This window comes from Chryseotalea sp. WA131a, from assembly GCA_025370075.1.
Classification (GTDB): Bacteria; Bacteroidota; Bacteroidia; order Cytophagales; family Cyclobacteriaceae; genus ELB16-189.
The window spans coordinates 1,081,168-1,096,549 of the sequence record CP073016.1 but is presented as its reverse complement, the minus strand read 5'-3'; the positions used below and the strand labels follow the sequence as shown (position 1 = coordinate 1,096,549).

Genomic DNA, 15,382 nt, shown 5'->3' with positions numbered 1-15,382 from the left:
TAGATTTGAGTTGTCGAGCAACAAAGTGGTAACGTGATAAGAACGAATATAGAGACTAACGTACAAAGATCTTGACAATGTTTTAAGCCTGTTTGATCCTTTTAAGCTTGTCTTTGTAGTACGACTTGAAGCCAGCCTTGATATCATCTTTGAGAAATGATCGATCAACCAAGTAATCGATGCTCTCGTCTTTGCCAGTGAATTCATTAATGAATTTAGTAACCCTGGATTCTTTGATGCCAATTACCTGGCCGAGTTCTTAAAGTTGGCAAGCTTATAGAAGCCATTCGCCTGAAAAGAATCCATATAGCGATCCTTCAAGAGCTCTTACGCCATACCCGCTTCTCCTAGTGAATGGATCTTTGTGCAAAATAGATCATAGGCAAGAGTCAGGAGGTCTGCTATCTCACCCAAGAGTAAAGTTCCAGATCGTTTTGGCATCGGGCACGGTATCGGAAATGTTCAACCCTAAGCGCTGCAAAATCAATATCTTGAACATCATCAAATAATCAAACGAAGGCCGACCGCCTTGGCTTCGGTCTTTTCCAAATTCAAAATGTGTCTTCAGTGGTGTGCGGAAAATCTCAAAGTCTATCTGAGCTTGCAATTTTATCAGCGGATCGTTTTGCTTGCCCATTTTATTCAACCGAAACTGCTCATCGAATAATCCTCTCGTTCTGTTCTTCATTTATTTTCTCCTTTTTCTCAAGAAACAAAATTTATCGATAACTTGGTAGGGTTATTAGAGATGCCCTAGATACTTTATTGACACGAAACGATCAAGGTTATATAATTGTGTAACCATAAACGTAAACATCATGAATGGTGAGTTACAGGAACTCAGATCGATCACAGTTTTGAATGGAATCTCAAAACCGGAGAATGGCGGATTTTTTCATGGTTGGTGTAAAGAGCCCTTTTATAATGATTTAGGAGGGTATATCACTAAAACATATGCACTCATTGAGCTTTTCAACGGAATTGTAAGATTCATCGACCCAACTGACATAAGGTTCACCAAGCCTTATATGACAAAAGAAGAGTCTACTTCAGTTTAGACACGAATTCCTCCAGTGGAACATCTAGGATAAGCGATATCCTGAATAGGGTATAGACATTGGGGACTTTCTTGCCATTTTCTATATCGGAAAGTACATGTCTATCAATAGAATTCTCTTTTGCTTCAAAATGCTTGAGACTTATGCCCTTCTTAAGCCGTAGTGCTCGAATCCGCGGTCCCAATGATTTCGCAAAAGATTTCCTTGGTTTAATTGCCATAAACTGACAATCAAGGAATTAATATGAAGCCTAAGGTGCAGGGTTATATCCGGTGGAAGGCCAAGGGGTGGAAGCTTAAGGGCATTAATTGCATTTTTAACCAATTGCGAAGGTGCTTCAAAACCTTCATCGCTGTAAACACCGGTACCCCAGTCGCCCACGATGGCAATAGTAAGGCTATTTTGTTTGGGAATTTTGGTGGTAACTGGTGTGATACCAAATTTTGCATCTTTCCTCTTCTCGTGTCTGTAATACAGGTAATACACCAGTGATTCTGTCCAGCCAAAATCAAGCTGAGCATATTTTTTAAACAGGTATATGGTACCATCACCAGCAACCACGCCCGGGCCATGCTCTACGTCATGCAGCCATTTATCCCAATCGACTTTTTTTATCTGTGTTGGCGGCATGCCCATTACAAAAATTAAAACATCAACCACAACTTTTGGCAATTGATGTAATAAGTACAATGCAGGCCCATACTCCATATTGCCAACAGCAGGCTCCTTTTTGCTTTTCATAAAATCTATAAAAAACAGTTCACTTTCCTGCAGGTAAATCCAATCCTCTGCAATTGGGCTTAGCTGATTTTTACGGAGTTTTTTAATGCTCAGCAGCTTTTGTGTAAGTGTGGCTGATAATTTTTTTAAAGGTGGCATAATAAAGGTTTAACGTTAATTGTATGGTAAGATAAACCAAATTTAACTACTTTAAGAAAAGACAAATAGAACTATTAAAAGTACAAGTGAGTGACACAACTGACGATACCATAGAATTCGCAAACATTTTGTTAGCTGCCGTTTTCTTGGTCTAAAGTTTCATATAAATATGTGTCGGAGAGTCTTTTTCCTTTTGGCTGGGACGATCAATAATGTATCTCAACACTGATATGATGATTGTGAAAGTTTTCAGCGCTTCAAGCCTACTCTGCAAGCCTTCACTTATCTATCGCTATTAAGGCTGCGGGCTATTAGAAATGGTGTTTTTCAAGTTTTTCGAGCATTCTTAAAAAACCCAAAATGTGTTCAGAGGTTTCAGAAACGCGTACGCATTTTCAAGTATTTTCTGGCTTTTGTCCCGACTTCTCGAAGGGTCAAATTTTGCTCAATCCCTGAATTTATCCAGAATATTCAGGATTGGTTTAAGAAAGGGGAAATTGCTACAAGCGCAAGAGGCTACGCCCATATGATCGTGATTTTTGCCCGCCCCAATGGCCCACAGGTACCAATCAGTTTGCGAGCTATCGCATTTTCGGGAAATCGACATGCTCACCATGCCTTTTGGAGCACTTCATATTAGAGATGATCGTTCTTCAAACTTTGGATTTAATGTGCTAAATTTCTCATGAAATTCAATTCCATATGGCAAAAGATGATTTAAACCACATCCCCTCAACATTAGTGGATGCTAAACTGCGTATGTATGCAAATGGAAGCCAGGAAGTAAATGAGATTCGCGCGGGCTTTCAAGGCGGCTTAAGTGTTAAAAAGCAACTGAAGCATTATCTTCAGTTACAGTCAAATCTGGCTGAGATTCCGCAACTCACTCGATCTCTGAAGAAAAAGAAGGCAACCAATCTTCCTGATAATATCCTTACAAATGTTTTTGTGCGCGTCACGCCTGATCAAACTGATCTTAAAGTCCCGGGAAAAATTATTGAAAAGGGAAATATCATTTCAGCAAGACTTTCGCTCACGCAGATACATGACTTAAAAAATAAACGTGGAGTAGTTAGTATCGAATCTGGAAGGCCACTGAGGCACCCAACACCAAAAATAGAAAGCGAATATCCTGGCAAACCTGAGAAAAATATTCTGCAGTCTTTCAAGATAAAACCTGTACAACAAAAGGTACTGATAGGCATCATTGACGTGGGCGGATTTGATTTTTCTCACCCAGAGTTTCTAGATAAGGACGATCAAACACGTTTTGTTGCCATTTGGGATCAGGGTGGTGATTTTAGAGAGCCACCGAATGGATTTGACTATGGCTCAGAATTCAATCGGACACAACTTAACAGTGCCATAAAAGATTCAAAGAAACTGAAGATACCGGCATTCGAAATTGAAAAGCAATCCGTCATCTCGGTAGGCTCACATGGTACACATGTAGCCAGCATAGCAGCAGGAAAATCAGGTGTTTGTCCGGATGCTTTGATTGCTGGTGTGCTCATTTCGCTAACGCCATCCGAGCTAGATCGAAGAAAGTCTTTTTATGATTCAGCTAGTATTGTTCATGCTGTTGCCTATTTGAGTCGACTGGCAGATTCAATGGAAATACCATTATCTATAAATATTAGTTTAGGTACTAATGGTCACGCACACGATGGTAGTGATGCGATGAGTCGGTGGATTGATTTCGAATTGCTCAGCGAAGGCCGATGTGTGACAGTGGCTGCAGGAAATGCAGGTCAAGAGGCTGCGGAAACCCCTGACGACCACGGTTACGTCATGGGGCGAATTCATTCAAGCGGAAAAATAAAATCACGTGGCTTAACCAGTGATATTGAGTGGTGTGTAGTCGGTAATAGTATATCAGATGTTTCTGAGAACGAATTAGAGGTGTGGTATCCCTCACAAGATAGATTCGCGGTATCTGTAAAACCACCAGGAATGGACTGGCTTCCCATGGTGAAGGCAAACGAATTCATTGAAAATCTTCAGTTACATGACGGTTCTTTTTTGAGCGTATATAATGATTTATATCATCCGGCTAACGGAAATAATTGTATTGCAATTTTTTTGAGTCCTAATTACAATAAGAGGCAGGTAATTCCTATCCGGGCTGGAATCTGGCAGGTACGGCTGTACGGAGAAGATATTAGGAATGGCGAGTATCATGCTTGGATTGAGCGTGATGATCCACGCCCAGTGGGTCCAACAGGAGATACGGCAGACTGGAATTTCCCATCCTTCTTTTCAGAGAAAACAAATGTAGACAACACATCCATCAGTTCTCTCGCCTGTGCAAGATACGTTGTTTCAGTAGGTAATTACGATCATATCAACGAGCGTATAAACAAAACAAGCAGTCAAGGCCCTACACGTGATGGTCGCACAAAACCTGAGGTGATTGCGCCCGGAACCAAAATTATTGCAGCAAAGGGTTTTGGCGGTGTTCATGATCCGTGGATAGAAATGAGTGGCACAAGCATGGCCGCTCCAATCGTCTGTGGTGTAGCAGCGCAAATGCTGGCGGTCAATTCTAAATTAACCGCTCCGCAAATCAGTGGCATTATGATCCGAACCAGTAAGCCAGTACCCGGAACAGATTATCATTGGAAAGATGACCTTGGATTTGGTGTCGTAGACGCTCAAGCATGCGTTGCCGAAGCGAAACAAATTGAAATTAAAAAAGATTTAAAAAAATGAAGCTAAAAATATTTCAATCCGACAAAGGAGATTGCCTTTTACTCTCTCACGGTTCAACCAATATCTTAGTTGATGGTGGGCTTTCTTCATCCTATAACGCTCATGTGGCGCCATACTTAAACAAAATGCGAAACGGTGGCGAGAAAATAGATCTTCTCTGTGTATCGCATATTGATGAAGATCATATTCAAGGAATATTAAAACTGATTGAAGATGAAGTTGATTGGCGAGTTTTTGATCATCATCAGGCAAGCGGTTCGAAAATAAAAGAACCAAAATCACCCCGACCACCTGTTATTGATGAGATTTGGCATAATGCATTTTATGATTCTATCTCGAAAAACAAAGGCGAAATCGAAGAGATGTTGGCAGCGTCGGCTTCAATTTACAGTTCTACCAACGTACCAGAACTTGCTGAACTTGGTGGCTATGCGTATAGCATTCGTCAGGCAATTCAATTAAGCGGCCGACTTCGGGCTGAGCAATTAGGATTGAAACTAAATAAGCGATTCAAAGGTAAATTAGCAATGTATCGGACGAAGCAAGCTCCCATTAAAATTGGGACAATGACTCTATCCATTATTGCTCCATTCGAGAAAGACCTGAAAAAATTACGTGAGGAGTGGAATACTTGGCTGAAAACAAATAAGTCAGTCATCAGCCAAATTAAGAATTCTCAAAAAAAAGATGAACCCTTGCTTACTTCAAACAATTCTGAACTTTTAGCATTAGCCGGGGAATTAGGAAACAGAGGAGAAGTCACTACGCCTAACCTCGCCTCAATTATGTTTTTGGTGGAAGATGGCAAACACACAGTCTTAATGACAGGAGATGGGCACAGTGAGGATATTATGAAGGGCCTTGAGGCCATTAATAAGTTAGATCGCACCAAAGGACGGCACGTGGATGTGCTGAAAGTGCAACATCATGGATCCGAGAACAATCTCGATGAAGAATTTTGCAGAACGGTTACAGCAGATCACTATGTCTTCTGTGGCAATGGTGCCCATCATAACCCCGATCTGAATGTGATTAAAGCAATTATTGACTCGCGAGTTGGAAAAAACAAGGCCATTACACCTCAAGCCAAAAATAATTTTACGCTACACTTTAATAGTTCATCATTGGAAACTAAAAGCGCTAATAAAAAACACATGAAAAGCATTGAAGACTTGGTTAAGAAAGAATCTTTAAACAGTAAAAAATTTGATTTTGAATTCATGGCAGCTGGAAAGAGCTACATGGATATCGTGCTTAAATAATTATAAAGCAGTGCTAGGCTCAAGAAGAGAGATCAAACGCATCTTAAAAATCCAAAGAATTATGTCGTTGCATCTGCCTTATTTTGTGGCTGAAATTTCTAAAATCTCAAATTTGACTCTCGCAAAATGGCTATTAATTGAATGTATATGATTGATGACTCCATCCTCTTAGAAGGGTAATTTTCTCGGAGATAGATTTTTGCTTTTTTGTCCGCCACCTTAAACAATAAAACCTACATGAGAATTGAATTTGATATTAAAGATGAAGACGCAGCGACATTGCTAGAGGCGCTGGAGTTCGCGGCTGCCAGGGCGGCTAGTCCTACTTCGTTCCAGAAAATTCAAACCTTGATCAATGAGATTCGTTCCGACATTACCAATGGTGCCGAGATCTTTTTTGATATAAAAGAACGTCTAAAAAACTACGCCAATGGTTCATTCATCGGCCTTGATTCAAATTTCAGGACGCAACTCGGAATTTCGCTGAATTTTGTTGAGAGTTCTGAAGGTCTACTGTACGTGTTGAACTGGATATTAGAGAAAAATGTCCGAATGAAAAAGCCAACAGCCGCGACAAAAAAAATCAAGTTGAAAGAAATTGATGACCTGACGCAAATTAAAGATCTTGTGGAATTAATTACCGATCATTATGACAAGTCTAAATAGAACACTTATCCTCTTGGCATTTCCTCTCTTGTGTGTGCATTGTTTGATTGCCCAAGAAAAGGGTATGTCATTTACACTCGGACGGTCGTCAGATAATTCGTATACGAAAGGCAAAGAGGCGGAGGTGATTGGAACATTTCCTGATTCATTAAACGCGAAGGATGCATGGCTAACGAATGCTTTTTTTGAGCTAACCTACACAGATACCAATCGTTGGCAATATGGGCTCATCGCTGAAATACATCGGAACACTCTCATTGCTAAAGAACAGCATGTGGTTCAGTTTGGAGCATCGATTGGTAAGGTGTTTACTTTGATTGAAGATGAAATTGGCGTGGCCAAATTTCAGATACCATCTACTCTTACACTGAAACTATCCGAAGACAGGAAGGCAGACGAGGAAACTTTTCAGATAATTGCGGCAAGTAGTTTCAACACATACACCGGAAAAGACTTTCTTAAGACCCGAAACGCTTTCCCCAGGCTGGCGTCACCACTGGCACATATAGTTCAGTTTTCACATGCTCATTCGATTGGAGTGACTTATCTAGGGAAGGACGAGGATATTCTGCTGGGAACTCTCGATCTAGAGTTCAATTCATTCCTTTTTCCAAGATTGATCAACAAGTGGACAGGTGGTAAGTACACGGATTTTTTTAAGATTCAATTTTCCTATCGGGGACGAACGCCGTTTTATGGAACGACAGATCTTGACCTTGATTCAGCGATCGATCTGCAATGTGGAATAAACATACGACTTGGCACTGCGTCCAATACAATTGGAATTGCTTACGACTGGATTCAAGGTGCCAATCCATTGGAGGGCTTAGCAGATCAAAAATATGAGACCTTAACTGCGAAAGTAAAATTCACAATTCAAAAATAATATCCAGTGGATCTACTAAGGGTTTGTATCGACAGGGAGAACGATCATCGATTTCTAGACGAAAATCATTTGGTTCACCGCCTGCACCACGCATTTATGGAGCGTTCTGAAAATATTCTCCATGAACGTGCTAAATCAATTGTTCGACCGGGCACTCTGACTGAACAACTATTGTATGATTCGAAAACTAGTAGTGCTCTGGACAAACTACTATTTGCTAATAAAAAAGAAAAAGCACTTCTAATGGAACTCGCCATCGCGAGGCGAACCTGGTGGGGCAGTGGGAAATATTTGTGGGTAAGGTTTTTGGAAAGCAAACCGTATATTCAGAGCAAAGTCCAGGAGTACGCTAAAATATGGGAACAGTTCGCCAACATACACTTTAACTTTGTAACGAAAGGAGATGCAGAAATCAGAATCTCATTTACGCCTGGGGGTTCCTGGTCACAAGTTGGAACTGACGCATTAAGTATTAACGATCAAACTAAACCAACCATGAACTTTGGATGGTTTCACAATCAGACTGTAGAGGATGATTTTAGTTCGACTATCCTTCATGAGTTTGGTCATACCCTAGGTTGCATACATGAGCATCAGACTTCAGATGCCGTTATTAATTGGAATAAGCCTGAAGTGTATAAGTATTACAAGGCGACACAGGATCCGCCATGGGATGAAGCTATGGTAGATTTCAACATATTTCGAAAGTACAGTCAAGCGGAAATAACAAATAATGTTTTTGACGCTAGGTCTATCATGCTCTATCCAATTCCGCCCGGACACACTACAGATGGCTTTAGCTGCGGATAGAACACACAACTGTCTAAACAGGATCAACAACTAGTTGCAATGAATTACCCCAAAATATAAGATAAACAAGTCCCTTTCGAATGAGATACCTAATAGAAAGAGCGCGCGAATTAGGTCTAAACGAGGTTGTTGATAGGACACTCGAATTTAGCAGCATACATGGTGTTGTTTTGACCATTCATGATTGGTGGTTGAGTTTGTCGATGCACCGTTCATTTGGAAAGTCGTATGATTTGTTCCCGGATTTTAATGCTCCTTTTCCAAGGCAGGTAATACCGGGATCCAATTCAGTCATGACGTCCATTGATTTGTCTTTTCGGCCACCGGAATGGATTCGTGTTTTCGGACAGCGCAGCCCAATTGTCGTAACCCTACACATGAAGCCGGGCATGCCTTTCGTGGACCCCGAAGAGATTCTGAACGGCAATCCGTCCCTGTTCATACGGCAAGAGAGCAGATCGATTCCACGTATGGTGGCCAATCCACAAGGACGGTTCACCACGATGCAGGGTGGAATAAGCATCAGTGAAAACGGATCCAACGTGGCAGGTACGCTGGGAGGAATTTTGAAAGACGCGGCGACTGGAGTTCGATATGCCATTAGCTGTGGTCACGTCATACCAAGCAACAATGTACCAGTGATTCAACCCGCGCTGATTGATCATGGATCAAATACGATCATAGGAAATTGTATTTATTCCAAAGATGCGTTGCCCAACCTTGGCAATGTTTGCAATCCAAGAAATCTGACGTCAAACCTGAACGATATGGATGTCGCGTTAATTGAGCTTAATCAAATAGGCAGTCAATTCTCAATAAACAACATAGGTGCGGTTGATGGGATTACTCCTGCAAACCTTATCAATAAAGGTATGGGTATCGAGTATACAGGTAGGACTTCATCCCATAAACCCAATCTGGTGGTCAACAGTATCGGCGTTGTTCAGCAAGTGACTGCCTTGAATGGTAGCATCTGTTGTTACAAGGACTTGATACAGATCCAGGACCCATCGATTTCCAGTTTAGTGAACAACAGTCCTGCTCAGGGAGGTGACTCCGGCGCGTGGGCAATCACGCAACGCAATGGTAATAATGAATGGTGTGCCATGATTGTTGCCGAGGACCGTCAATCGGCGTACGGAATTATGAGCGAAGATATTATTACGCACTTGAATTGCGAGAAAAACCTAAATCTGGTATGCAAATGACTAAGATAAGATTCTTTGGATTATTACTTATTCTGCATTTATGCTCTAGTGCCGTAGCCCAAAAAAACTGGGCGGTGCTGAACGACAGCACAATTAAACTTGCCGCTTTCGGGAAATACAGCAAGCAGAGTCTTTCCTTTGCTATTGACGGCTCTTTGAATTTTAAAAACGTTGAAGTTGATCCTCGGCCCTTGTTTGTGCGATATGAAGGCCGCTTCGACAGCGAATATCGAAACGCAATTACCCTCTCGAAAAGTTTGACCGATGAAAAAATTCAAATGGAGATCAATCTTGACAGTCTACAAGCACCTGGCATCTATGTGGGTGGAGTAAGATTCAGATATGTTGCGGAAGGAAATGAATCCAAGAGACTTAATGCGCGCTTTACATTACTGCGACCTGCGCCGAAATTGGAATCGTCAGAGATAATAAGGATCACCATTTCAGGAGGAGAGTTAGAGAGCGGTTCTCCATTTTCTATTTTGGAAACCGGCGGCCTATCAGATGCGAGATCTGTGAAATTAATATCACCTGATATATTCGGGGTATCAATGCCCGGTTTAATTGAGTTTACGCCCCACGTTATAGACATACCAGCCAATTCAAAAACACAAATCAAATATGATCTATCGCGAGGTGCTGCGACGAGTTTGCCACTAGGTAAGCTTACAGGCCAAATGCGTATAACGGCTCCGGAGTCTCCAACTCCCCTCATAATATCCTGGGAGATTTTGAATCGGCGCAATCGAGGACTAATTATTCTACTCATTTTGGGAGGTGCATTTGTCGGATCGGTGATCAGAAATCTCCTTGTCCCAAGTAAAGCACTTCTTGAATCAAGAATTAAAGCGACAACTCAGATGCAAAGAATGCGTGCCTATATCGATAGCGACGTTCGTGACGCAGTATGGTCGAAAAAATTTGAAGCATGCGTGGCAAAACTCTCGAGCGCCCTTATGATTCGGAGCGTGACTATAGTTGCTGAGCGCGAGAATGTGGATGCGGCTGTTACAAGTGTCACTAATGAGTTCAATGAGCTGAAGACAGAATTCTGTGAACAGGTTGCTGTTACAAAGGACAACGTTCGAAAACTAAGAGACATATTTGAAGCTGATATTAACATCAGCGATTCCTCGTTCGTTTCGGCGCTGGAAGCTTTTACTAAGGCAGATGTGAATTATAAAAATGGGCAGTTAGACCTGGCGCAAGAGTTATGTAAGACCAGTGAACAGGAATTACTCGCCTTTGCAGTTGAGTACTCAAGACAATTAAGGGAAGTAAGCAACGCAATGAGCTCTGACTCTCTAGTGCCTGTTTTCATCCCGGGAAGGGGTATCTTTCAAAAATGGGTGGATGATCTCAAATCACAACTCCCTGCTGACAATGTCGATAGCATTGATAAGATCAAACGATTTATTTCGAATGCAGAGGCCAATAAAAATAACCTGGAGAAATTTGCCAATGCAATGATCAACCTTGTATCATCAATGCTTGAGGGCCACCTGAAGACAGAATTACTCAAAGCTCATGGTGTATGGAAGGAAACAATGGCGTCAACTTTTTTGGATAAAGACTTGCCGGACCGTGGTAAGTTCGCAGTACTCGATCAGCGCAAAACGGCCTTAGAGAAAGAGGTCGGACTAACGAGCGGCGATAACTTGACGACTACTCAGGCCGGAGTCCAGCTCGGAATGAACATGGCTTTGACCGTAGAGATTGATTCAAGTCTAGTAGAGCCGAGACAGTTACCTGGAAATGGACCTGCAATTACTCCAAACATAGATCTGCTGGGTATGGTGGAGAGAGATAAGTATGCATTTTGGAGAATTAACTTTCTGCAATTGTTACTGGTGAGTTTCGTTATGGCGTTGGGGTCGTACGGACTTTACTATAAGGATTTCATCGGGACTGTGCCGGAGATGATATCAATTTTTGTTTTTGCATTTGGACTTGATATTACGCTGGATAGTATTAAGATCGCCGCTAAAGGTGGGAGCTGAGTCTTTTAGTTCTAGTAACCTTGCACGACATCGGTGAGCCTTGATCGGACAGTTTGGTCAATCTACGAACTTATGGCGCATTAAAGTTTATGGTTGCAATTAGAATATGACCTTACAAAAATGGTTCTAAAGCGTTAATTTTTGTATATTAACCACGTAGGGGAAAAAAGCCTTTGAACTTACAAAGTAGAATTTACTTACCATAGGGGCCTATATTGCTGTCAAATTAAAGAATAGAAGGCGTGTTTTTTTTATTAGCAAACCATAATAAGGAGATTAAACATGAGAATAATTAAAGTCAAAGTGCAAAATTTTCGAGGAATAAAAAGTGCTGATTTGATTCTTAGCAATCATACCGTTCTTGTGGGAGATAATAATATTGGTAAGTCAACAATTCTTGAAGCGCTTGATCTAGTACTCGGGCCAGAACGTCTTTATAAATTTCCTGTGATAGATGAACATGACTTTTATGTTGGCAATTATTCTGGAAATGGAGCTGATCAAATTCAAATAAACATTGAAGTTCTGCTTATTGACTTGAATGAAGAGCAACTAAGAAAGTTTAGAAATAACATCGAATACTACAACAAAGAAACTCACACGTTAATTGAAGGCCCACCAGCTGAAGAGACAGACCAACCAGGTGTCTACCCTGTATTGAGAGTTGCGTTTAAGGGATTCTACGATGAAGGTGATGACGATTTTAAGGGTGAAACATATTTTTGTCATCCAGAGGCAGGGGAGGGCGAGAAGCATAGTTCTTTTACAAAGACTGATAAGAGATTGTGTGGATATTTATACTTAAGGACAATTCGGACTGGATCAAGGGCATTGACCCTAGAACGGGGCTCTCTATTGGATATCATTTTACACCTCAGTGAAATACGCCCAAAAATGTGGGAGGACGTTCTATCTCAACTACGAATCGTTTCTGTCGCAGACGATCCTACCCTCGGTATTTCCGATATTTTGAGCAGCGTACAAAAGTCTATTCGAGCTTTTGTTCCAATTGAGTGGGCAGATAGCCCTCGACTAAGGGTTACATCACTTACAAGAGAAGAGCTAAGGCGAGTTTTAACTGTCTTTATTGGAACCGGAGAAGTGGACGATCAGGGAATCGAATATGGTGCTCCATATCAGCACCAAGGCACAGGAACAATTAATGTTCTTGTGCTTACATTACTGGTGATGATTGCAGAACTCAAGCAGAACGTAATTTTTGCAATGGAAGAATGTGAGACGGCAATACCTCCGTATGCTCAAAAGAGAATTGTAAATAATGTTATGTCCATAGCGTCACAATCAATTTTCACTTCCCATTCACCTTATGTTTTAGAGGAGTTTACGCCCGAGAACATTCTAGTTGTCAAAAGAGAAAAAGGAGTGTTTACAGGAACCCCAGCGAGTTATCCCCCTACTATAAAACCAAAAAAATATAAAGAAGAATTTAAGAAACGCTTCTGTGAAGCTTTGCTTAGTAGGCGCGTGCTAATTACCGAAGGCCGGACCGAATTCGATGCATTCCCCTCAGCAGCCCGGAAGCTACACGAGATAGATAGTTCAAGGTACTCAACCCTTGAAGGTTTGGGCATTGCAGTTATTAATGCAGAAACTGATTCCCAAATTGAACCGCTTGGAAAGTTTTTTAAGGATCTTGGAAAAGTAGTTTATGCAACATTTGACAAGCAAGAACCAACTGTTAAGGCGGCCATTGATCTGGTAGTTCATCACTCATTTGAAGCGCCCGAAACCAGCTTTGAAAAAGTAATATTGAATGGAACAGCAGATACAGCACTGAGAAGATTTGCGGGCGAGTTAGTTTCAAGCAAAGAGTGGCCAAGTCATCTTCACGACAAAACGCCTACTTCAGAGATGCCACTCGAAGAACTTAAAGGTGCATTGCTTGAATATTTTAATTGGTCGAAAGGAAGTGGTGATGCTGGTCATCTATTATCTCAATGCACTGAGCACGAATTACCAGTGTTTGTCAAAGACACTCTACTCGCAATTAATGCCACTATTGATTCTTGATGAACTTTTTAAAGCTTTCATTAACTAGTATGAGTGAGCCGCCATTTGAACTTTCAGAAAAGAAAAAAGAATTACTTGAAACGCCCGGTTGCATTGTAGCTCTTGGAGGACCAGGTGCAGGTAAGACAACCATATCATTGCTAAAGGCGAGGCGAATAATTGAACAAGGACTTAAAAAGGGTCAGAAGGTTCTCTTTCTGAGTTTCGCTAGATCTACGGTAGACCGAGTAGATCAACAAGCAAAGAAAATCGTCAAAGATGTTAGGGAATGTCTGGAGATTAATACTTATCATGGATTTGCGTGGACTCTACTAAGATCTCATGGATATCTACTCAATGCAAAAGATCTTAAATTGTTGCCACCTCCTGAAGCCGCCTCAAGATTGGCAGACATAAACCGTGATCTTCGCGATGTGGAAAAGCAAAAACTTTTTTTAACCGAGGGCCTGGTTCATTTCGATCTCTTTGCCCGACTTAGTTCAGAGTTGTTAGCTAGAAGCAAAAGCCTTTCTGCATTGATATCAGATGCATATCCTTATATAATCCTCGATGAATTTCAAGACACTGACACGGATGAGTGGAAGCTTATACAAGAACTTGGAAAGGGAAGCGTATTAATTGCCCTTGGTGATCTAGATCAACGTATCTATGAGTTCAGAGGCGCAGATCCAAAACGAATAGGGGAGTTCATAAAGAGATTTAAACCAACAGAATTTGACTTCGGGACTGAGAACAATAGGAGCAATGGTACTGACATAGCAAACTTTGGAAATGATTTACTGACAGGGCGAAACAAAGCTCAAAATTATCGCGATGTAATCTTGAAAAGATACCAATCGCGAAAAGGGGCATACCATTTGACTCTAAAAACTGAGGTTATAGGCGCATGCAGGAGATTAAATGAACGTGGGGGAGATTGGTCAATTGGAATATTTGTTCCCTCAAAAAATCTTATGCTTGCGGTATCGGATTATCTTTCTGCGTCACAAAGATTTGCAGGAAACAAGTCGCTACCGCCGGTTTTCCATGAAGTTGCAATGAGTATGGAAGGTCCATCGCTAGCGGCAGTGTTGATAGCACAAATGTTGGAGAGGGCTGGTAGTGATTTAGAACTACAATTCTCAATTCTGAAAAATCTCTATGAACATATTAGAGGGAGAAATGGCGATAGTGTTGTGAGTCAAGCCAATATTAAACTAGCACAATCTCTTAGAGACTATACGTTTACGGGGAAAATATCAGGAAGCACAAGGAAGGAAATTGTAGCAGAGACCTTAAGAATTGCAAGCCTATGTCAACGTCTTGATTTTACTGGCGATCCTGCTTCAGATTGGATTGCTGTGAGGAAACTACTGAGCTCTTCACAAAATGAAGTTGTGAATCAAGTGGCATTAGATGCGCAATTTCTTCGACTTCTAAGAAAAGGAACATTGTTAAATAGTGGTCTTGGAACACTATGGAGAGATAAAGGTAATTATAGAGGGGCAGTCAATCTAATCCGAACTGCGTTGGCTCTGGAGCATTTTACGGCAACTGTGAGCAACCTGAAAGGCATTCATCTAATGACCATGCATAAGTCGAAAGCCAAAGAGTTTGATGAAGTAATTATTTATGAAGGCCTTCATTCTGGGAGAATAGCAATTACAGATAAGGGAGATAACGTTCTTAATCAATCTAGATTAGCCCTTAGAGTAGGAGTAACTCGTGCAATTAGGCGAACAACTATAATTACTCCATCAGAAAAGGAATGTCCGTTTCTCTATTGACGATCAATACAAGTTTTCCAAAATTGTAGCCCACCCAATACAAATTGAATCATCCGAGACGTGCAAAAAAGTTACGCGATTCTTTCAAAGTACTCAATATTCGG

General features: G+C 41.2%; 13 protein-coding genes. 10 read left to right on the top strand and 3 right to left on the bottom strand.

Features of this window, described 5'->3' with window-relative positions; translation table 11 throughout:
• Positions 1–406 precede the first annotated feature (406 nt).
• Positions 407–688: a transposase gene (locus tag KA713_05045; GenBank protein ID UXE67961.1), complete on the bottom strand. Its 282-nt coding sequence runs from the start codon at positions 686–688 to the stop codon at positions 407–409.
• Positions 689–818: 130 nt separating this feature from the next.
• Here KA713_05045 and KA713_05040 point away from each other — a divergent pair, with 130 nt between their 5' ends.
• Complete coding sequence (locus KA713_05040) at positions 819–1,058, top strand: hypothetical protein (GenBank protein ID UXE67960.1); 240 nt, start codon at positions 819–821, stop codon at positions 1,056–1,058.
• On the opposite strand, the gene KA713_05035 is transcribed toward KA713_05040, so the two are convergent.
• Both KA713_05035 and KA713_05030 read right to left on the bottom strand, forming a co-directional pair.
• Entirely contained in the window at positions 1,045–1,242 is a 198-nt protein-coding gene (locus KA713_05035; GenBank protein ID UXE67959.1) for a helix-turn-helix transcriptional regulator, read from the bottom strand. The genes KA713_05040 and KA713_05035 overlap by 14 nt on opposite strands.
• A complete protein-coding gene (locus KA713_05030) occupies positions 1,200–1,937 on the bottom strand; it encodes a hypothetical protein (protein ID UXE67958.1) in 738 nt (245 codons plus the stop codon). The genes KA713_05035 and KA713_05030 overlap by 43 nt, the downstream gene beginning before the upstream one ends.
• 702 nt (positions 1,938–2,639) lie before the next feature.
• On the opposite strand from KA713_05030, the gene KA713_05025 reads away from it, so the two are divergent.
• The 9 genes from KA713_05025 (at position 2,640) to KA713_04985 (ending at position 15,278) form a co-directional block, all read left to right on the top strand.
• Positions 2,640–4,649: a S8 family serine peptidase gene (locus tag KA713_05025; protein ID UXE67957.1), complete on the top strand. Its 2,010-nt coding sequence runs from the start codon at positions 2,640–2,642 to the stop codon at positions 4,647–4,649.
• Complete coding sequence (locus tag KA713_05020) at positions 4,646–5,911, top strand: MBL fold metallo-hydrolase (GenBank protein ID UXE67956.1); 1,266 nt, start codon at positions 4,646–4,648, stop codon at positions 5,909–5,911. Before KA713_05025 ends, KA713_05020 begins: the two co-directional genes overlap by 4 nt.
• 237 nt (positions 5,912–6,148) lie before the next feature.
• Complete coding sequence (locus KA713_05015; protein UXE67955.1) at positions 6,149–6,577, top strand: hypothetical protein; 429 nt, start codon at positions 6,149–6,151, stop codon at positions 6,575–6,577.
• A complete protein-coding gene (locus KA713_05010) occupies positions 6,561–7,463 on the top strand; it encodes a hypothetical protein (protein UXE67954.1) in 903 nt (300 codons plus the stop codon). Before KA713_05015 ends, KA713_05010 begins: the two co-directional genes overlap by 17 nt.
• 6 nt (positions 7,464–7,469) lie before the next feature.
• Positions 7,470–8,273: a hypothetical protein gene (locus tag KA713_05005; GenBank protein ID UXE67953.1), complete on the top strand. Its 804-nt coding sequence runs from the start codon at positions 7,470–7,472 to the stop codon at positions 8,271–8,273.
• Positions 8,274–8,353: 80 nt separating this feature from the next.
• A complete protein-coding gene (locus KA713_05000) occupies positions 8,354–9,481 on the top strand; it encodes a hypothetical protein (GenBank protein ID UXE67952.1) in 1,128 nt (375 codons plus the stop codon).
• Positions 9,478–11,481 (top strand): hypothetical protein, encoded by a 2,004-nt coding sequence (locus KA713_04995; GenBank protein UXE67951.1) that lies wholly within the window; start codon positions 9,478–9,480, stop codon positions 11,479–11,481. The genes KA713_05000 and KA713_04995 overlap by 4 nt, the downstream gene beginning before the upstream one ends.
• A 282-nt stretch (positions 11,482–11,763) precedes the next feature.
• Positions 11,764–13,512 (top strand): AAA family ATPase, encoded by a 1,749-nt coding sequence (locus tag KA713_04990; GenBank protein UXE67950.1) that lies wholly within the window; start codon positions 11,764–11,766, stop codon positions 13,510–13,512.
• Positions 13,509–15,278, top strand: coding sequence for an ATP-dependent helicase (locus KA713_04985; GenBank protein UXE67949.1), 1,770 nt, complete (start codon positions 13,509–13,511; stop codon positions 15,276–15,278). Before KA713_04990 ends, KA713_04985 begins: the two co-directional genes overlap by 4 nt.
• The last annotated feature ends 104 nt before the right edge of the window (positions 15,279–15,382 follow it).

Bases quoted from the DNA above. Each gene is read 5' to 3' on its own strand.
- KA713_05025 (UXE67957.1), top strand. From the start codon at position 2,640: ATGGCAAAAGATGATTTAAACCACATCCCCTCAACATTAGTGGATGCT.
- KA713_05040 (UXE67960.1), top strand. From the start codon at position 819: ATGAATGGTGAGTTACAGGAACTCAGATCGATCACAGTTTTGAATGGA.
- KA713_05030 (UXE67958.1), bottom strand. From the start codon at position 1,937: ATGCCACCTTTAAAAAAATTATCAGCCACACTTACACAAAAGCTGCTG.
- KA713_05000 (UXE67952.1), top strand. From the start codon at position 8,354: ATGAGATACCTAATAGAAAGAGCGCGCGAATTAGGTCTAAACGAGGTT.
- KA713_05020 (UXE67956.1), top strand. From the start codon at position 4,646: ATGAAGCTAAAAATATTTCAATCCGACAAAGGAGATTGCCTTTTACTC.
- KA713_04990 (UXE67950.1), top strand. From the start codon at position 11,764: ATGAGAATAATTAAAGTCAAAGTGCAAAATTTTCGAGGAATAAAAAGT.
- KA713_05045 (UXE67961.1), bottom strand. From the start codon at position 688: ATGAAGAACAGAACGAGAGGATTATTCGATGAGCAGTTTCGGTTGAAT.
- KA713_05010 (UXE67954.1), top strand. From the start codon at position 6,561: ATGACAAGTCTAAATAGAACACTTATCCTCTTGGCATTTCCTCTCTTG.
- KA713_05015 (UXE67955.1), top strand. From the start codon at position 6,149: ATGAGAATTGAATTTGATATTAAAGATGAAGACGCAGCGACATTGCTA.
- KA713_04995 (UXE67951.1), top strand. From the start codon at position 9,478: ATGACTAAGATAAGATTCTTTGGATTATTACTTATTCTGCATTTATGC.